Source organism: Williamsia sp. SKLECPSW1, assembly GCF_054332755.1.
Genome location: NZ_JBTGLI010000001.1, coordinates 2096338 through 2113768 on the forward strand (window position 1 = coordinate 2096338; position 17431 = coordinate 2113768).

Consider the following 17431-nt stretch of genomic DNA (forward strand, 5'->3'; position numbering starts at 1 on the left):
TTTGGGCAAACGTCCAACCCGGCGTGGGCTGATCCGCCGATTTCTCAACCTGTGTTGATTTCTGGGCACGCGGATTCGTGACCTCATCGTTACCTCATGCGCGCGTCGTACCGATCCGGCCGCGAGGCGCCCGAGGATTCGTTCGCACTGGTCATCGGAACCTACGATCAACAGGTCCGTCGGATGCAGACACCGGAGTCCGGCCACCCCCACTGTTGGAGGGATGCTCATGCACCCGACCACCGACCCACTCGAACCCAGCGGTGCCGACATGACCCGCCTCGACGCCGCGACGGCGGCCCCCGCTCCGTCCCCCACCGCCGCCTCGGCAGGCGGTGCCATGACCCCGACCGCGCCGGCCACCGGCGAGGACGGCATCGTCGAGGCATTCGATCCGGAACGCCTCCTGCTCGGTGAACACGGTGGCGTCGCCGTGATCGTCGGTCTGCTCCTGCTCGCTCTGGTGTTGCTCACCGTCGCGTTCGGGTCCCTCCCTCGCTGAGTGATCGGCACGTCACGGTGACGCACCGGCGCGGGGCCGCGACGGCGGATGAGGCCCGGCAGGGTGGGCAGATCGGCGCAAACGTGCCACCATCGGTGGAGGACCGGACGCGGCGGTTGAGTTGGAAGCCCCGCATCATCCCGGTTGTCGGCGCGAGAAGTGCGCACACCCGGGTCTGTAGTTCCCTCTGAACTCCCGCAGACGTGGCGCGGTCGCCGGCCATGTCGGCGCGCCGACTCCTGATCAACCCGGAAAACAGGGTGATTCATGTACTCCGACAATTCTTCCGACCCGTCCATCCGACTCGGTGGTGCCCGCCCTCGCGCGGCCCGCGACGACGGCTACGCCGACGTCCCGCACCAGCTCGCGACCATGCACGCGATGGTCGGTGACGACCGGGATCGGTTACGCAGCACGGTGATCGACCGATGTCTCCCCCTCGCCGACCACGTCGCGCGTCGTTTCGGGGGTCGCGGCGAGCCCTACGACGACCTCGTCCAGGTAGCGCGCGTCGGGCTGGTCAACGCGATCGACCGATACGACCCCGAGAGGGGGAGCGACTTCCTGTCGTTCGCTGTCCCGACGGTGATGGGTGAGGTGAGGCGGTACTTCCGCGACGCGGCCTGGTGCATGCGCGTCCCGCGTCGGACCAAGGAGAACTACCTGCGGATCACGCGCGTCTCGGATGCGCTGACGCAGCGTCTGGGGCGCTCGCCCCGGCCGTCGGAGATCGCGGCGGAGACCGGTCTCGGTGTCGACGACGTGATCGACGGCCTGATCGCCGGCGCGTCGTACCACACGACCTCCATCGACATGCAGTTCGGCGACGACGCCAGTCCGGCCATCCGGGATTCACTCGGCCGCAGGGACGAACGGATCGGGCAGGTCGACGAGCTCGTCTCTGTCCGGCCCGCCATCGACGCGCTGCCTGCCCGTGAACGCCGCATCCTGGTGCTGCGCTACTTCGACTCGATGTCGCAGTCCCAGATCGCGCGCGAGGTGGGTATCTCCCAGATGCACGTCTCGCGGATCCTGGCCGCGACCCTGGCGCGCCTGCGAGCGGTGGTGTCGCGTCCGAGGGTGACCACACCGCACAGGCGGCCTGACCGGTAGCACCATCGCGCCCGTGGCTACGTGTGGGCATCGGGCGGATGTCCGGCGATCAGGGCTTCGCGGGGACGAGAGTGCGTGTGGGGCAACCACAATGCCTGTATGGGGGCCCGGGGTGCGTCGTCGATGGGAACGATCACCGCACGGCCGCCGAGGATGCTCCCCGGTGCCTGTGTGACGAACGCGAAGCCGTCGGTGCCCACCACCGCTGTCGCCGGTGTCGTCCCCTGGACGGTGTTGACGTGGACCACGGGATCGAACCCGGCACGACGACAGATCGACAGCAGGTAGTCGGTGTAGAAGGACTCGCCGGGCGGTGCCCACACGGTGAGCGGGTGCGCGGCGAGGTCGGTCATGGTGACGGTGTCGTTGTCGGCCAGGGGGTGCTCGGCCGGAACGGCGACGTGCAACCGGTCGTAGGTGACGACGGCCCCGACCAGTTGCGTCGGGGGCACGACACCGCGGCGGAGTCCGATGTCGTAGGTGCCGTCGAGAAGTCCACCGGTCAGCGCCCCCGGGTACACCTGGTGGACCTCGATCGGCAGCTCCGGCAGTGCGTCTCGGACAGGCGACATGGCGAGGAAGACCTCGTCGGAGGTGATGGCCGGGGTGTGCGCCACCACGAAGGGGCGCGGTGACTCGACCGCGGCGGCGGTGGCGGCGGTGGCGAGGTGATCCGCGGCGGCGAGCAGGGTCGTGGCCCCGTCTCGCAGAGTGCGCCCGGCGGGCGTGAGGTGCACGCGGCGTCCGGCGCGAGCGAAGAGGGCGACACCCAGCTCGCGTTCGAGCTGACGGATCGAGGTGCTCACGGCTTGCTGGGTGAGGTGGAGCTCCGCCGCCGCCGAGGTCATGCTGCCGCCATCGGCCACGGCGACGAAGTGACGCAGGCGTGTCAGGTTCAGCGGTGTCCGTGGCGCGCTCACCCTCGCAGTGTCGTGGTGATCTGTCCGATCCACAAGCTTTGATTGTCCGAACACAGATCTTTTTTGCTTTTCCTTTGTCGATCGCGTCCATACGTTCGGGGTGTCCGACACACCGTGATCGAAAGGAATCCGTCTCACCATGTCTTTGCAGGGAAAGAAAGTGATCGTCGCCGGTGGCGCCAAGAACCTGGGTGGTCTGATCAGTCGCTCGCTGGCCGGTAGCGGTGCCGATGTCGCGGTGCACTACAACAGTGCCGCCACCGCCGATGCTGCCGCCGAGACGGTCGCCGCGATCGAGTCCATGGGCCGTACCGCGGTGAGCGTCCAGGGCGACCTGACCCGCCCGGGCGTCGTCAACGAGGTCTTCGAGACCGCGACGCGGGAACTCGGAGGCCTGGACATCGCGATCAACACCGCGGGCAAGGTGCTCCGCAAGCCGATCGTCGAGACCGACGAGGACGAGTACGACTCGATGCTCGACATCAACGCCAAAGCCGCGTACTTCTTCATCAAGGAAGCCGCCCGCCATCTGAACGACGACGGCAAGATCGTCACCGTCGTCACCGCGCTGCTCGCGGCGTTCACCGACGGTTACTCCACCTACGCCGGTGGGAAGGCCCCGGTCGAGCACTTCACCCGTGCCGCCGCGAAAGAGCTCGCCGATCGCGGGATCTCGGTCAACGCCGTCGCGCCGGGCCCGATGGACACCCCGTTCTTCTACGGCCAGGAGACCCCGGAGCGCGTCGAGTTCCACAAGAGCCAGGCGATGGGCAACCGGCTCACCCGGATCGAGGACATCGCGCCCATCGTCGAGTTCCTCGTCGACGAGGGTGCGTGGATCACCGGTCAGACCATCTTCGCCAACGGCGGCTACACCACCCGTTGAGCCCGTGCGGCTCGGCAGACGCACCCACCCGTCTGCCGGGCACCGCGGCCGACGATCGCGCGAGCGAGGTCGCGCCACCGGTGTAACGCAGCGGCAACATCGCGGTCCTAGCCTGACCGTGACGCTCATGAAAGCGAGCCCCGGATCCCGACAGACGGATGCCTGGGCGGGAAAGCGTGAAGCGGCGTGTCCCGTCCCAGGGTCCGCCGGTACCGGTGGACCTCCGTTCTCGTCAGGAGTTGCCGCCGTGTTCGAAGTCCCCCTCATCGACATCGATGCCTATGTGTCCCCGGCCGGTACGGCCGGGGCGCGGTCCCAGGTCGCGTCCCAGATCGATTCCGCCTGTCGCACTGTGGGCTTCATCCAGATCGTCGGTCACGGGATCCCCGCGGGGGTCATCGACGGCCTGATGTCGGCGATGGACGAGTTCTTCGCCCTCGACCTCGAGGAGAAGAGTCGTCACCGCACCCCGGCCGAGATCAACCGGGGGTACAGCCCGCCCAGGTCCGAGTCGTTGAGCCTGTCGCTGGGAGTGGAGTCCGCACGGCGGATGAACGACTTCTTCGAGGCGTTCAACATCGGGGCGACGGCCGCCACCTATCCCGACGCCGACTCGTTGCCCCATCCGCACTACGCCGACAACGTGTGGCCCCGGATCGACGGCTTCGAGCAGCGGGTCGGCGCCTACTTCGCCGAAGCGGCCCGCGTCGCACGGGTGTTGACGAGGATCTTCGCCGACGCACTGGGGCTCGACCCCGACCACTTCGCCGGCTACACCGACCATTCACTCGACGTGTTGCGGATGAACAACTACGCCCTCCCTGCGGGTACCACCGTCGACCTCGACGACGAACTCGTGGGCATGGGCGAACACACCGATTACGGGATCGTCACCGTGCTGTGGGCTGACCAGGTTCCCGGCCTGCAGATCCTCGGGAGCGACGACGACTGGCACGACGTCAGTCCCGCCGAGGGCGCGCTGCTGGTCAATCTCGGAGATCTGCTGGCGCGGTGGACCAACGAGCGGTGGATGTCGACCCTGCACCGGGTCGCGCCGCCCGTCGTCGACGGCACCATCCTGCGCCGACGTTCCGCGGCGTTCTTCCACGACGGGAACACCGACGCCCGGATCGAGACCCTCTCCACCTGTGCCACCGACGGTCCCGCCCTGTACCCGCCGATCACCGTCGCAGAGCACATCGAGGCCAAACTCGCCGGCTCCCGCGCAGGCGTCACCAACACCCTCGCCGGCAGGGACGCCGCGCGGGTGCGCGCCGCCCGCGCCGACCGCGCCGACCGTGCGGTCGACCACGTGGCAGGCGGGTAGAGCCGACTCCGGCGTCGGCGTGAACCGGGGGACGGGCGCTCAGAGCCGGCTTCGGCAGGAGTTGCCGCCGTCGGCCTTCGCCTCGTACATGGCTGCGTCCGCGACACCGACGGCCGACCACAGGGCGTCGGTGTGGTCGTCGGGGTCGGTGGGACACCAGGCGGCGCCGACGCTCATCGTCACCGGCGGACCCCACACGCCCGGCGTGACGGTGGGCAGGGTCGTCACCCGGTAGCGGACCTCCCCGGGCTCGCCGGCCACCAGCACGGTGAACTCCTCGCCGCCGTGGCGGGCGATCGTCGCGCCGGCTCCGAAGTGTCGGAAGAGGTGCTCGGCGGCCTCGGTGATCACCGCGTCCCCGACGGCGTGCCCGTGGATGTCGTTGACGGCCTTGAACCGGTCCAGGTCGGCGGTGACGACCGCGACGGACAGGTGCCGTCGGTGCGCCACGGTGCGCAGCGAGGCGAAATTGCGTTCCAGTCCGGCGCGATTCGCCGCGCCCGTCAGCGGATCGGTGTACGCCATGGCGGCGCGCGGACGGAGGTCACGCCAGAGTGCCCGGAGGCCGAGCGGGACACCGAGTGCGAGCCACGTCGACAGGCTGAGCAGCAGGGTCGTCTTCCCGCCGGGCGTCGCCGACGACGCCACCGCGACGAGGGCGGAGACGGAGACGACCACGTGGGCCGCGAAGGCGGTCCGGCCGACCAGGAGTGCGGCGAACGCACCGACGAAGACGAAGAGCGAACACCCCACCAGGGACAGGGTCTCGTCGGATAGTCGGGTCACCCCCACCGCGATCCCGACGTCGGCGACGAGCACGAAGGCCACCGCTCCGCGACCCTCGAACGTCATCGGGGTGGCGACCGCCGCGACGGCCAGCAGGAGGGCGAGGGCGCCCAGGGCCCAGAGCACGACCGTGTCGGCGGCCGACGGGGCGAGTCCGGACGCCGCCGCCACCGCGGCCCAGCCTGCGCAGCTGACACACGCCATCGTGGTGGTGACCCGTATCGGGCTGTCGATGGCCATGTCGCGCGACGGCACCCACGTGGGCGACGTGGCCCGCCGATCCGCTCCCCACCCAGACGCTGGCATCACCTTTCGTACGCCGACGACCACCCCGCGCGCCGAGCATGATTGATCACGAATGAAAGATCGCAAACATAGCCACGGTAACAGTCGGTGCGGACGGGTGCGCCGAGCAGGTCAGGTGGCGTAGTTGATCCCCACGCCGACGGCCACGGCGACGACGAGAGCGAGCAGCAGGAGGACGACGACGGCGGCCAGGATCGTTCCGGTGCGTCCGCCGGGCGGAAAGCGCCGGGTCACCGCCGGATCTGCGTCGTCATGCACCCAGGACGTGGATTCCGCTGCGGGAGGGGTGGATCCGGCGCCGTCGGGGCTGTCGGGGTCGCGGTCGGGGAGGTCGTCGGGATCGGTCATCGCTGTCACGCTACGAGCGCCGGGAGGTCTTGGGCAGGGGGCTCGTGCCCACGGTCACAGATGCGGCCGAACAGTGACCCCGTCGACCCGGACGGTCTCGATACGGTCGCGGTGGCCGTCGGCCATGCCGCCGCGACCCTCGCGTTTTCTGTACGATCAGTTCAGAATGGCGGCGACGACGGGTCGGGAGACATGAACGCTGATCTGGTGGTCCTCACCGACGAGGCCGGTCGACCGACGGGGGTCGCGGACCGCGCCACCGTCCACACCGTCGACACGCCTCTGCACCGCGCCTTCTCGTGCCTGGTCGTGAACGACGAGGGTGCGATCCTCATGACGCGCCGCGCGCTGACCAAGCGGACGTGGCCCGGGGTCTGGACCAACTCGTTCTGCGGGCATCCCCGGCCCGACGAGGCGACCGACGACGCCGTCCACCGCTACGCGCCGCGTGAGCTCGGCTTCGCGGTCACCGATCTGCGCTGTGTCCTACCGGATTTCCGCTACCGCGCGGTGGACGCGAGCGGCATCGTGGAGAACGAGATCTGTCCGGTGTTCCTGGCGAGCCCGGTCGGGGAGGTGGCGCCCGCCGCCGACGAGGTCGCCGAACACCGATGGGCCGACGTCGCCGACGTCTGGACCGCGGTCGAGCACGCTCCCTGGGCGTTCAGCCCGTGGTTCGCCGACCAGGTCTCCCTGCTCTCCCCGGAGGATCTGCTGCGGCCGGTCGGGGTCACCCGCTCCTGACGCCCGCCCCGCCGGATCCGGCCCACCTGGTCGGGTGTGCGGCGGCGGGTGGCACGATCACCGATCGTGGGAGGCGACAGGGCGGGAGTCGGACGGGGCGGGGCGGCGTCCGGGCTCCGGCGCGTCGTGGTGGCGGTGACCGCCACGGTCCTCGCGGTGACCGGGACGGCGTGCTCGACGTCGTCGCCGACCACAGTCGACCGGCCGGCGGTCTCGGCGTCCTCGTCGTCTGCAGCCCCGTCCGTCCCCCAGTTGCCGCGCGGTGGGCGCACGATCTTCCCGGCGAACCGGCTCGTCGCGTTGTACGGCACCGACGACGGCGGCGGACTAGGCGCACTGGGTGTGGGCACCGCGGATCAGGCGGCCGATCGGCTCGAACGCCAGGCCGCCGCCTACGCGCGCCCCGGTCGACCCGTGCTGCCGGTCATGGAGATGATCGTGACCGTCGCCGACCCGACGCCCGGACCCGACGGCTGCTACGCCCACGCGATCTCCGATCGCGACGTGGACCGCTATCTGGCCGCAGCCCGGGCGCATCGACAGATGCTGGTGCTGGACGTCCAACCGGGGCAGTGCCCGTTCCTGCCACAGGTGGAACGGTGGCAACGCTTCCTGGAGCAGCCCGATGTCGGGCTCGCTCTCGACGCCGAGTGGCGCATGCCGCGGGGGGTCGTGCCGGGTACGCAGATCGGCTCGGTGTCCGCGGGCGAGGTCGACGGTGTGACGACCTGGCTGTCCGCGGTGACGCGACGACTCGACCTGCCGCAGAAGCCACTGGTGCTGCACCAGTTCACGCCGGAGATGATCACCGCTCGCGCATCGCTCGTCGTGCCGACGGACCTCGCACTGGTCAACCACACCGACGGGTTCGGGACCATCCCGACGAAGGTGCGGAAGTACGGCGAGCTCGCCGATCCGCGTATGCACCCCGGTTTCAAGGTCTTCTACCGGCAGGACGTCGGGGTGATGTCGCCCGCGCAGGTCCTCGCGCTGTCGCCGGCGCCGGACTACATCAGCTACCAGTAGCCGGGCGCTCGCCGTTTCGCTCGTCCTCGACGGGGGTACGCCCTCACCGAGCGCGCCCGGACCAGGGCGTGGGTGGGAGGAGCACGGCATGGTGAAGGGCAGTCTCGTGTCGGTCGCGCTCCCGGACGGCCGCAGGTGCGTGTGCCGGGTCGCGGCATTGCGGCACAGTCCCGTCGACTTCGTCGAGCTCCAGCCCGTCGGCGGGGGTGCTCGCATCTCCGCGCCGATGTCGCGGATCACGGAGTCGCGGGCGTCCGATCAGGACCACGGGGTCGAGCGCGTCATCGCCTCCCTCGTGATCGCACCCGAGCGCTGACCGGAGCACGCCTCCGGGACGGTTGACCTCTGTCCGCAGACGTGTCCATCATCGGTGATGCCGTCGTCGGAGCCGCGTGTGGCGATCATCGGCGCGGGTTTCGGTGGCCTGTGCGTCGCCCTCCGACTGGCCGCCCGCGGGCATCGGTCGTTCGTCGTGTTCGAGCAGGCCGACGACATCGGCGGGACGTGGCAGGCCAACACCTATCCGGGAGCGGCGTGCGATGCACCGTCGCACATCTACAGCTACTCCTTCGCCCGAACGGTCACGTGGTCACGCCGCTTCGCCCCGGGCCCGGAGATCCATGCCTATCTCCACCGCTGCGTCGACGAGGCAGGTGTGGGTGACCACATCCGACTGTCGACGACGGTGCGGTCCGCGGCGTGGCGTGAGAGGTGCTGGCACCTCGAACTCGGTGACGGCACCACCCATGTCGCCGACGTCCTCGTCCCGGCGGTGGGTCAGCTGTCGGTCCCGTCGGTGCCGGCATGGGCCTCGCCCGGGGTGATCGCGGCGTCCGGCTTCGGCGGCGAGGTGTTCCACACGGCGCGGTGGCGGCACGACGTCGACCTCACCGGGCGTCGTGTCGCGGTCGTCGGGACCGGCGCGAGCGCGGTGCAGGTGGTCCCGGCCATCGTCGACGACGTCGAGCACCTCACCGTGGTCCAGCGCAGCGCGCCCTACGTCCTCGACCGCCCGGACGCCGAGTACGGCTCGCGTCACCGCTCGCTGCCCGGGTACTCCGCCGTCGCCCGGACGGGGATCTGGGCGATGTTCGAGCTGTTCACGCTGGCGTTCTGGCGCTTCCCGCAGGCGATGTCGCTGATGCGTCGCCTGTTCCTCCGTCAGTTGCGCGCGGCAGTGCCCGACCCCGAACTCCGCGAGGCGCTCACCCCCGATCATCAGATCGGGTGCAAACGGATCACGGTGTCCAGCGACTGGTATCCGGCGCTGCAGCGCTCGCACGTCGACGTGGTGACCGACGCGGTCGAGGGATTCGCCCCCGACGGGCTCGTCGCCGGCGGGACGACGCACCCGGTGGACGTCGTGGTCCTCGCGACGGGGTTCGCGACCACCGGTTTCCTCCACGGCCTGGACATCCGCGGTCGCGATGACCGCACGCTCGAGCAGGAGTGGGCGGAGGTCGCGGCGGCACACCTCGGACTCGCGGTACCCGGCTTCCCCAACATGTTCCTGGTCTACGGGCCCAACACGAACCTCGGCGCGGGTTCGATCGTGTTCATGCTCGAGACCCAGACGGCGCACATCCTCGAGGCGGTCGATGCGATCGGCCGCGGCGGCGCCCTCGAGGTGCGGGCCGAGGTCCACGACCGGTTCCGGCGTGCGGTGCGACGCGCCGAGCGTCGGACGGTGTGGGCGGGATGCCGGAACTGGTACCGCGACCGCGCCGGGCACGACATCCACAACTGGCAGTGGTCGATGTGGTCCTACCGCCGTCGCGCACAGCACCTGCGATCCGACGACTACATCCGCGTCTGATGACGGGGCGACTCTGTGACCCGCAGGAATGGGCGAGCTGTTCGTGACGTAGATCACTGACGCGGCCGTCGACCGGCCTCTCGTCAGTGGGTTTACACACGTGCACCCAAGTCGTATCGTGACAATGAACGTTGACGACAACAGAAATTGTCACGATCGATGACGACAGCGAAGTCGTCTCACGACGGAGGTGCACGATGACGGTGGTCGCGGACAACACGGCAACGAGCGGGGCGACCCAGGAGTCCCGGCTCGACCAGGGTGCGCAGGAGGTCTCGAACCGTCTGATCGCCTCCGCCGCACGGCTGTCGCGCAATGCGATGACCGAGGTCGACTGGGATGCGCCGGTCGACCCCACCAAGTACGGCTGCAGCCCCGAGTGGTGCACCCTCTACGGCACCGACCTGTGGAACGGCCTGGACGAGAAGCAGCAGATCGAGCTGACCAAGCACGAGACCGCGTCGGTCGCGTCCAACGGCATCTGGTTCGAGATGATCCTGCAGGAGATGGTGCTGCGCGATCAGTACCTCGGGCAGTACCACAGCCCCGAGTTCCAGTGGTCGCTCATCGAGATCGCCGACGAGTGCCGCCACTCGCTGATGTTCGCCAAGGGCTCCGAGAAGCTCGTCGGCACCTCCTACCGTCCGTCGCGTCTCGTCGGGTGGTTGGGCCAGGGCTTCAAGCTGCTCGCCCGCAAGGAGGTCGCGTACGCGGGCATCCTCGTCGCCGAGGAGGTCCTCGACGTCCTGCAGCGCGGGTGCATGAACGACGACCGCGTGCTGCCCTTCGTGCGCACCATCAACGAGATCCACGTCCTCGAGGAATCGCGGCACATGAAGTTCGCCCGCGAGGAGGTCCGCGACTCGCTGCAGGGTGTGGGCTGGTTGCGTCGCCAGATCAGCGCCCTGATCATCGCGATCGCCGGGTTCGTCATCGTCGGCAGCCTGCACTCGCCGGAGGCCTATGAGAACGCCGGTCTCGACCGCAAGCAGGCCATGGCCGCGCGCAGGAAGAACAGCCACTTCCACTCGATGATGCGCGGCAGCTGCACGCACCTGATGGAGTTCCTCGACAGCGTCGGGCTGCTCACCCGCCCCGCGGCGTTCTGGTACCGCCGCGCACACATCCTCTGATCGCGCAATGGCTTTCGCGATCACCCAGTCGTGTTGCAGCGACGCCGGGTGCGTCTCGGTGTGCCCCGTGGGGTGCATCCACCCGGCGCCCGGCGAGCCCGGCTTCGGCACCGCCGACATCCTGCACATCGACCCGGAGAAGTGCATCGACTGCGGCGCATGCGCCGACGCGTGTCCGGTCGACGCGATCTTCCCGGTCGACCGGTTGGGCCCGAAGGACGCGCACTTCGCCGAGGTGAACGCCGCCTACTACCGCGACGCGGAGATCGACCCGGGGCCGACGCAGACGCAGTACGCGCGGATCCCGCGGCTCCCCGAGGGTCTGTACATCGCCCTCGTGGGCACCGGGCCGTCGGCGGGATATGCGTTGCGCACGGTGCTCAACCGGACGACTGCCGCGATCACCGTCATCGACAAGCTCCCGACGCCCGGGGGACTGATCCGGTCCGGGGTCGCACCCGACCACCCGGCGACGAAGAACATCATGGCCGGCTTCGACCTGCACCTGCGCGATCCACGGGTCACCGTGCTCGCCGGCGTGGAGGTCGGGGTCGACGTCTCGCCGGAGGATCTCGGATCCCACTTCGACGCGGTGATCTACGCGGTCGGCGCGTCCGAGCCCCGCAGAGTGGGGATCCCGGGCGAGGACCTGGCGGGCAGCACGTCCGCGACCGAGACCGTCGCCTGGTACAACGGCATCCCCGACGTGGGGAACCCGCTGCGTCCCGGTGTCGTCGGTCGCACCGTCCTCGTCGGCACCGGCAACGTCGCCCTCGACATCGCGCGCCTGTTCCACACGTCCTCGGACGCGTTGCGTCGCACCGACATCGCCGACCGCGCGCTGCCGTTCTTCGACGACAACGCGACCTCGGAGATCGTCCTCCTCGGACGTCGTGGACCCGAGACCGCCGCCTACACGAAGGCCGAGTTCGCCGCGCTCACCTCGATGCCCGGCGTCGACGTCGTCACACTCGACGCCGACGACGTCGACCCCACGACGTTCGCAGGGCCTCCCGAACCGGGACGCCGTCGCGTGGTGTTCGTCTTCGGGACCCGGCCCGTCGAGGTGGTCGGGGACGGGGGCGCGATGACCGCTGTCCGTGTGCGTTCCGGCGACCGCGAGTACGACATCGCCGCCGACAACCTCATCAGCTCGATCGGCTATCGCACGCGTCCCATCGCGGGGCTGCCGTTCGACGCCGAGGCGGGCATGATCCCGAGCCGCGACGGTCGCGTCGTCGACGGCGACGATGTGCTGCGCGGTTCCTACGTCGTCGGGTGGGCCAAGCGCGGCCCGTCCGGGGGTATCGGTGCCAACCGTGCCTGCGCCGAGGACACGGTCGGCGCGGTCATCGACGACATCGCGGACGGTGTGCTGCCGCCCGCGACCCGCGACGCCGACGGGTTCGAGGCGTTCCTCCGCAAGCGGGGTGTCACCCCGATACGTCGTCGTGGGATCCGCACCATCGACCGGGTCGAGCGGGAACGGGGTCGTGGCGCCGGGCGCCCTCGGGTCAAGCTCACCAGCGCGGCAGAACTCACCGAGACAGCTCGCCGTCGCCGGCGCGCCCGTCCCTGATCGACGGGCGGTCGTAGCCTCGGGGGATGGACTTCTCGCCGTCACTGCGAGCGACCGAGTTGGTCGACGCGGTATCCCAGTTCGTCGCCACCGAGATCGAGCCGATCGAGGACGGATACCACCGCGAGCTCGCGGGGCTGCGCGACACCGGTGGCGACCCGTGGCAGCCGCTCCCGGTGCTGGCCGAACTGCGGGAGAAGGCGCGCGCGCAGGGTCTGTGGAACCTCTTCCTCCCGGCCGGGCACGAGGGTCCGTGGGGGGAGAGGTACGGCACGCGCGGGGGCGCGGGGCTGAGCAACGTCGACTATGCGCCGGTGGCCGAGGTCATGGGGCGGTCGGCGATGGCGCCCTATGCGTTCAACTGCAACGCACCGGACACCGGCAACGCCGAGGTGCTGCTGAAGTACGGCTCGGACCAGCAACAGGAACAGTGGCTCGCGCCGCTCCTCGCCGGTGACATCCGCAGTGCGTTCTGCATGACCGAGCCCGCGGTCGCGTCGTCGGACGCCACCAACATGGAACTGACCGCGGTGCGCGACGGCGCCGACTACGTGCTGAACGGCCGCAAGTGGTGGTCGACCGGAGTCGGCCACCCCGACTGCCGCATCCTCATCGTCATGGCGGTCACCGCCGCCGACGCCGACCGTCACCACCGCCACTCGATGATCCTGGTCCCCCGGGACGCCACCGGTGTCGTCGTCGAACGTCTGCTGGACACCATGGGGTTCAAGGACGAGCCCTACGGACACGGCGAGGTGAGTTTCACCGACGTGCGCGTCCCGGCCGAGAACGTCATCGCCGGCGCGGGACGGGCGTTCGAGATCGCCCAGGGCCGCCTGGGTCCCGGGCGGGTGCACCACTGCATGCGTCTGATCGGGCTCGCCGAGAAGTCGCTCGAGCTCGCGATCCGCCGCGGCCTGGAGCGCAGTGCATTCGGGAAACGGTTGATCGATCTCGGCGGCAATCGTGAGCGGATCGCGTGGGCCCGCATCCAGATCGACTCCGCACGTCTGCTGGTGCTGAACGCCGCATGGCGACTCGACGAGGGCGGTCCGATGAACGCCTTGTCGGAGGTGTCGCAGATCAAGGTCGCGGTTCCGACCATGGCCCAGCAGGTCATCGACGTCGCGATGCAGATCCACGGGGGCGGTGGACTGAGCAGCGACACCCCGTTGGCTGCCGCGTGGACCGCGGCGCGGGCCATCCGGCTGGCCGACGGCCCCGACGAGGTACATCTGGGCATGGTCGCTCGCCTCGAACTGGGCAAGCACCGCACCGATCGATGAGGGCCGTTCCCTACCCGGTCGTGTCCGTGCTCGCCGGGGATGCGATGGTCGGCAGGACCGTGTAGACCGCGGCGACCGACGGGCCGGCGACCATCACCGTCCCGTCCGGTCGGACGATGGCCGCGCGGACCCGCGCGGTGGCCAGCCACCGTCCCAGCGGGCTGCGCGGCTCGACGACGACGGTGCGCGCGCCGCGGCGGGTGATCTCGAATTCCTGCTCGTCGGTCGGGGCGTCGGCGGTGACGACGCGGAACCCGCGGCCGACCTCGTCGAGTCTCCTCCCGTCCGCTGTCACCACCGCATTGGGAGCCAGCCTGCCCGCGAGCCGCCCGCGCCGGACGTAGGCCGATCGGTGCAGGGGTGGTGTCGCGCTGTCGGTGAGTCGCGACGAGAGCGCGGGCAGTCGCGCGAACAGGGGTGCGGCGACACCGCGGATCACGTCGCCGCCACGGCCGCCGCCGGTCATGGCCGCGCCGGTGGCGACCGCGAGTCGGACGAGGTGGGTGACATGCGGGATACGTTCCTGCGCGTACGAGTCCAGAGTCTCGGCGGGCACCTCGCCCGCGAGGACGGCGGCCAGTTTCCACCCGAGGTTGGCGGCGTCGCGCAGTCCCGCACCCATGCCCTGGCCGATGAACGGTGGGGTCAGGTGCGCGGCGTCGCCGAGCAGGAACATCCGTCGATCGCGCCACCGGTCGGCGACACGGGCACGAAATGTGTACTCCGCGGCCCGGATCAACGTCAGCTCCGACTCGGCGGCCTCGCCCAGCCACGGCCGCAGCAGGGGGGTGACGGACGCGATGTCGGAGAAGTCGTCGGCGCTCTCGTCGTCGAGGAGTTGGAACTCCCACCGGTACCGGGTGTCGCCGATGCGCATGTAGGTGGCTGCGCGGCGGGTGTCGCACACCTGGTGGACACCCTCCCACTGGCGGAGATCGGCGGTGGTCTCCACGTCGATCACCAGCCATCGCTGGCTGAAACCGAGGTCACGCCAGTCGGATCCGATCGCCGATCGTGTCCGGCTGCCCGCACCGTCGCAGCCCAGGAGGTACGAGCCCGTGACGCTGATCGCGTCACCGGTGTCGCGGTCGGTCGCCGTGACGGTCACGCCGTGGTCGTTCTGACCCATGTCGACGACCTCGACGCCGGATCGCATCGTGATCATGTCGCTCCGCCGGGCCACGGCGGTGCGGAGCAGTCCCTCGAGTTCGGGCTGGTCGAACATCGATGCGGCGGGAAACCCGTGGGGCCCCGCGTCCGGGTCGCGGCGGAACTCGGCGATGACTCCCAGCGACGAGGTCACCAGGCGGAGTCCCCGCGCCGGGCGTGAGATCTGCGCGAACTCGTCGGCGACCCCGACACGGCCGAGGATCCGGTACACCTCGTCGTCGAGGTGCACCGCCCGCGGTTGCGGGTAGACACCGTCCCACCGCTCGAGCACGATCGACGCGACACCGTGATCGGCGAGCACCGCGGCGGCTGTCAACCCGGTGGGCCCTGCGCCGACGATGATCACGGGCGACTGCCCCATCACACCTCCCGAGATCCGTTGCGCGTCACGCGTACCGCACGGTGGAGTGCTGGGTGCCGAGATCGATGGTGCCGTCGCCGGACCGCACAGTGGCCTCGACGACGTCGCCGTCGAGCAGATACTTCGGGTTGCCGCCCTGACGCCGGAAGAACGCCTTCCACTTGACGTGCGGCGGGAGGAGCGCGCCGATCATCTCGATCGGCTTGGGCGGTGCGGTCAGCGCGGTCCCCCCGGGCGTGCCGGTGAGCATGAGGTCGCCGGGATCGACGCGCTGGAAGCGACTCAGTGTGCGCACCGCGTCCAGCGGGCTGTAGATCATGTCGGCGACGGTGCTGTTCTGGCGGGTGACTCCGTTGACGCGCAACTGCAGTGTCAACGTGGAGAACTTCTCCCAGTCGCCGGGTTCCAACAACACCAGGGCCGGACCGACGGGGGTGAACGTCGGATAGGACTTCGCTTCGTAGAACTGTGTTTTGGGCAGCTGGACATCGCGAGCCGACACATCGTTCGTGACCACGAGACCGGCGACGGACTCGGCGAGCAGGTCGTGGTCGACGTCGGTCCCCACGGAGATCGTCGCACCGAAGACGATGCCGATCTCGACCTCGTAGTCCAGCAGCGTCACGTGGGCGGGTTTGACGATATCGTCGTAGGGGCCGGTGATGGATCCCGACGACTTGCGAAAGAACGTGAGCGGGATCCTGTCGGGGTTCATACCCGAATCGCGGACGTGGGAGGCGTAGTTCGTCATCTGCGCGACGACCCGGCAGGGCGCGGTCACCGGTGAGATCACCGACAACGTGGCGGGGTCGACGACCTCGCCGGTACCCGCGGCGGCACTCTCGACGGCGGTACGGTCGGCGATCAGCTCGGCGGTGGTGGTCGCGGCGGTGTCGACACGGCGGACGCCGTCGGCGACGGCGACCCACCAGGCGTCGGAGGTGCGCAGGACGGACAGGCTCATGTGCGGGCAACTTTCAACAGGCCGAGAAGGCGGTGGACGTCGAACTCGTTGTCGTTCTCGCGGAGGGAGGTCAGGATCTCGGTGAACTCGCGCAGCGCGGCGCGGCCGGGCTTCACACCGAGGAAGTCCGCGGTGGCCGGTGGTCCCCACTGGTTGAGTCCCGAGGCGGTCATCGGTGCCCACCCGGGTGTGATGGTGGAGTCGAAATGGTCACCGTCGGTGAAGTGTTCGACGAGGAACCCGTCCGGGTCACGCCAGTAGTCGAAGAGCTGGCTGCCCTGGATGTGTCGGCCGATGCCCCAGGACCTGTGGTGGCCGCGTTCGATGAGGAACTCACCACCGGCGGCGAGGGCGTCGAGGTCGCAGACCTGATAGGCCGAGTGGACGTAGCGATCCGCCGGCCCCAACGTCATCGCCAGGGTGTGGTGGTCGGCGGGTTCGGACCCGCGGTCGCAGCGGATGAAACTCATGACAGGACCCCGCTCGCGCTGGCCGGGGTAGTAGAGGAAATCGCTGACGATCATGCCCAGGTTGTGCAGGTACCAGTTCAGCGATTCCAGGTACCGCGTCGACTGCAGCACCACGTGTCCCAGACGTTCGACCACGGCAGGGGTACGCGCGGGGCGTTGGGTGGTGTTGACCCGGCGGAGGTCACGCGCGACGTTGAGCGGGTTGCGCATGTCCTGCAGCGGCAACGTCGGCCACTCGGTCACGCCCGACACCACGCGCACACGGCAGCCGCTCGGATCCCGGGTGGTCACCGCGCGACCGCCGAGAGCCTCGCCGAGCGGTGCGATCGGCTGCCCCCATTCCGCGGCGAGCCGGTCCAGGTCGGCGTCGGCGGCCGCACGGAACGCCACGCCGGTGAACGCCGTGCGCGGTGCGCGCCGCACGATCACGCACGGCGCACCCGGCAGTGCACCGCGCAGGTGCAGTTCGTCGGGGGTCTGCAGCGTGGGGGCGAACCCGAAGTCCACGGCGAACGCCGCGGTCCTCGCGAGGTCCGGCTTGTCGAACTCCAGCCAGGCGATGTCGTGGACCTTCACCACGGGATCAGCCCGGCGACCCGGGTGCTCGCCCGGCAACGCACCCTCGTCGGCGTGCAGGCCGTCGTGCACGTCATGGCCGACGCTCATCGCACCTCCCGGATCGATTTCTGACGAT

The 17431-nt window shown here is 69.7% G+C and carries 17 protein-coding genes; 11 read left to right on the plus strand and 6 right to left on the minus strand.

Going from position 1 to position 17431, the window contains the following annotated elements; genetic code table 11:
* Positions 1–223 precede the first annotated feature (223 nt).
* Both ACXVUM_RS09760 and ACXVUM_RS09765 read left to right on the plus strand, forming a co-directional pair.
* Complete coding sequence (locus ACXVUM_RS09760) at positions 224–502, plus strand: hypothetical protein (RefSeq protein WP_458521614.1); 279 nt, start codon at positions 224–226, stop codon at positions 500–502.
* Between the two features lie 267 nt (positions 503–769).
* Positions 770–1615 carry a SigB/SigF/SigG family RNA polymerase sigma factor gene (locus ACXVUM_RS09765; RefSeq protein WP_458521615.1) on the plus strand — a complete coding sequence of 282 codons (846 nt, stop codon included), beginning with the start codon at positions 770–772 and terminating at the stop codon, positions 1613–1615.
* 17 nt (positions 1616–1632) lie between these two features.
* Here the strand turns inward: ACXVUM_RS09765 and ACXVUM_RS09770 are convergent, their stop codons facing one another.
* A complete protein-coding gene (locus ACXVUM_RS09770) occupies positions 1633–2535 on the minus strand; it encodes a LysR substrate-binding domain-containing protein (protein ID WP_458521616.1) in 903 nt (300 codons plus the stop codon).
* A gap of 139 nt (positions 2536–2674) precedes the next feature.
* On the opposite strand from ACXVUM_RS09770, the gene ACXVUM_RS09775 reads away from it, so the two are divergent.
* Positions 2675–3421, plus strand: coding sequence for an SDR family oxidoreductase (locus ACXVUM_RS09775; protein WP_458521617.1), 747 nt, complete (start codon positions 2675–2677; stop codon positions 3419–3421).
* Positions 3422–3668: 247 nt separating this feature from the next.
* Positions 3669–4748, plus strand: coding sequence for an isopenicillin N synthase family dioxygenase (locus ACXVUM_RS09780; RefSeq protein WP_458521618.1), 1080 nt, complete (start codon positions 3669–3671; stop codon positions 4746–4748).
* Between the two features lie 39 nt (positions 4749–4787).
* Here ACXVUM_RS09780 and ACXVUM_RS09785 read toward each other — a convergent pair whose 3' ends face one another.
* Positions 4788–5774, minus strand: a complete 987-nt coding sequence (locus ACXVUM_RS09785; protein ID WP_458521619.1) for a GGDEF domain-containing protein — start codon at positions 5772–5774, stop codon at positions 4788–4790.
* Between the two features lie 177 nt (positions 5775–5951).
* Positions 5952–6188 carry a DUF6480 family protein gene (locus ACXVUM_RS09790; RefSeq protein WP_458521620.1) on the minus strand — a complete coding sequence of 79 codons (237 nt, stop codon included), beginning with the start codon at positions 6186–6188 and terminating at the stop codon, positions 5952–5954.
* A gap of 192 nt (positions 6189–6380) precedes the next feature.
* Here ACXVUM_RS09790 and idi point away from each other — a divergent pair, with 192 nt between their 5' ends.
* From idi to ACXVUM_RS09825, 7 genes are all read left to right on the plus strand, one after another.
* Complete coding sequence (gene idi / locus ACXVUM_RS09795; RefSeq protein ID WP_458521621.1) at positions 6381–6932, plus strand: isopentenyl-diphosphate Delta-isomerase; 552 nt, start codon at positions 6381–6383, stop codon at positions 6930–6932.
* A gap of 66 nt (positions 6933–6998) precedes the next feature.
* The gene (locus tag ACXVUM_RS09800) at positions 6999–7958 is read left to right on the plus strand and encodes a hypothetical protein (RefSeq protein WP_458521622.1); all 960 of its coding nucleotides are present in this window, start codon (positions 6999–7001) and stop codon (positions 7956–7958) included.
* An 88-nt stretch (positions 7959–8046) separates the two neighbouring features.
* Positions 8047–8274 (plus strand): hypothetical protein, encoded by a 228-nt coding sequence (locus tag ACXVUM_RS09805; RefSeq protein ID WP_458521623.1) that lies wholly within the window; start codon positions 8047–8049, stop codon positions 8272–8274.
* Between the two features lie 78 nt (positions 8275–8352).
* The gene (locus tag ACXVUM_RS09810) at positions 8353–9774 is read left to right on the plus strand and encodes a flavin-containing monooxygenase (protein ID WP_458521624.1); all 1422 of its coding nucleotides are present in this window, start codon (positions 8353–8355) and stop codon (positions 9772–9774) included.
* Positions 9775–9971: 197 nt separating this feature from the next.
* Complete coding sequence (locus tag ACXVUM_RS09815; RefSeq protein ID WP_458521625.1) at positions 9972–10907, plus strand: AurF N-oxygenase family protein; 936 nt, start codon at positions 9972–9974, stop codon at positions 10905–10907.
* Positions 10908–10914: 7 nt separating this feature from the next.
* Positions 10915–12486, plus strand: a complete 1572-nt coding sequence (locus tag ACXVUM_RS09820; RefSeq protein ID WP_458521626.1) for an FAD-dependent oxidoreductase — start codon at positions 10915–10917, stop codon at positions 12484–12486.
* Positions 12487–12512: 26 nt separating this feature from the next.
* Positions 12513–13772: an acyl-CoA dehydrogenase family protein gene (locus ACXVUM_RS09825; protein ID WP_458521627.1), complete on the plus strand. Its 1260-nt coding sequence runs from the start codon at positions 12513–12515 to the stop codon at positions 13770–13772.
* Positions 13773–13782: 10 nt separating this feature from the next.
* Here ACXVUM_RS09825 and mhpA read toward each other — a convergent pair whose 3' ends face one another.
* From mhpA to ACXVUM_RS09840, 3 genes are read right to left on the minus strand one after another with little or no spacing between them, the layout of a single operon-like run.
* On the minus strand, positions 13783–15303 hold the full coding sequence (gene mhpA / locus ACXVUM_RS09830) for a bifunctional 3-(3-hydroxy-phenyl)propionate/3-hydroxycinnamic acid hydroxylase MhpA (RefSeq protein ID WP_458521628.1): 1521 nt from the start codon (positions 15301–15303) through the stop codon (positions 13783–13785).
* A 25-nt stretch (positions 15304–15328) separates the two neighbouring features.
* The gene (locus ACXVUM_RS09835) at positions 15329–16267 is read right to left on the minus strand and encodes a fumarylacetoacetate hydrolase family protein (protein ID WP_458521629.1); all 939 of its coding nucleotides are present in this window, start codon (positions 16265–16267) and stop codon (positions 15329–15331) included.
* Complete coding sequence (locus tag ACXVUM_RS09840; RefSeq protein ID WP_458521630.1) at positions 16264–17403, minus strand: VOC family protein; 1140 nt, start codon at positions 17401–17403, stop codon at positions 16264–16266. The genes ACXVUM_RS09835 and ACXVUM_RS09840 overlap by 4 nt, the downstream gene beginning before the upstream one ends.
* Positions 17404–17431 lie beyond the last annotated feature (28 nt).

What these genes read in the sequence shown, in the direction of transcription:
- ACXVUM_RS09760 (WP_458521614.1), top strand. Translation starts at nt 224, where the DNA reads ATGCTCATGCACCCGACCACCGACCCACTCGAACCCAGCGGTGCCGAC.
- ACXVUM_RS09765 (WP_458521615.1), top strand. Translation starts at nt 770, where the DNA reads ATGTACTCCGACAATTCTTCCGACCCGTCCATCCGACTCGGTGGTGCC.
- ACXVUM_RS09775 (WP_458521617.1), top strand. Translation starts at nt 2,675, where the DNA reads ATGTCTTTGCAGGGAAAGAAAGTGATCGTCGCCGGTGGCGCCAAGAAC.
- ACXVUM_RS09785 (WP_458521619.1), bottom strand. Translation starts at nt 5,774, where the DNA reads ATGGCCATCGACAGCCCGATACGGGTCACCACCACGATGGCGTGTGTC.
- ACXVUM_RS09790 (WP_458521620.1), bottom strand. Translation starts at nt 6,188, where the DNA reads ATGACCGATCCCGACGACCTCCCCGACCGCGACCCCGACAGCCCCGAC.
- idi (WP_458521621.1), top strand. Translation starts at nt 6,381, where the DNA reads ATGAACGCTGATCTGGTGGTCCTCACCGACGAGGCCGGTCGACCGACG.
- ACXVUM_RS09805 (WP_458521623.1), top strand. Translation starts at nt 8,047, where the DNA reads ATGGTGAAGGGCAGTCTCGTGTCGGTCGCGCTCCCGGACGGCCGCAGG.
- ACXVUM_RS09815 (WP_458521625.1), top strand. Translation starts at nt 9,972, where the DNA reads ATGACGGTGGTCGCGGACAACACGGCAACGAGCGGGGCGACCCAGGAG.
- ACXVUM_RS09820 (WP_458521626.1), top strand. Translation starts at nt 10,915, where the DNA reads ATGGCTTTCGCGATCACCCAGTCGTGTTGCAGCGACGCCGGGTGCGTC.
- ACXVUM_RS09825 (WP_458521627.1), top strand. Translation starts at nt 12,513, where the DNA reads ATGGACTTCTCGCCGTCACTGCGAGCGACCGAGTTGGTCGACGCGGTA.
- mhpA (WP_458521628.1), bottom strand. Translation starts at nt 15,303, where the DNA reads ATGGGGCAGTCGCCCGTGATCATCGTCGGCGCAGGGCCCACCGGGTTG.
- ACXVUM_RS09835 (WP_458521629.1), bottom strand. Translation starts at nt 16,267, where the DNA reads ATGAGCCTGTCCGTCCTGCGCACCTCCGACGCCTGGTGGGTCGCCGTC.
- ACXVUM_RS09840 (WP_458521630.1), bottom strand. Translation starts at nt 17,403, where the DNA reads ATGAGCGTCGGCCATGACGTGCACGACGGCCTGCACGCCGACGAGGGT.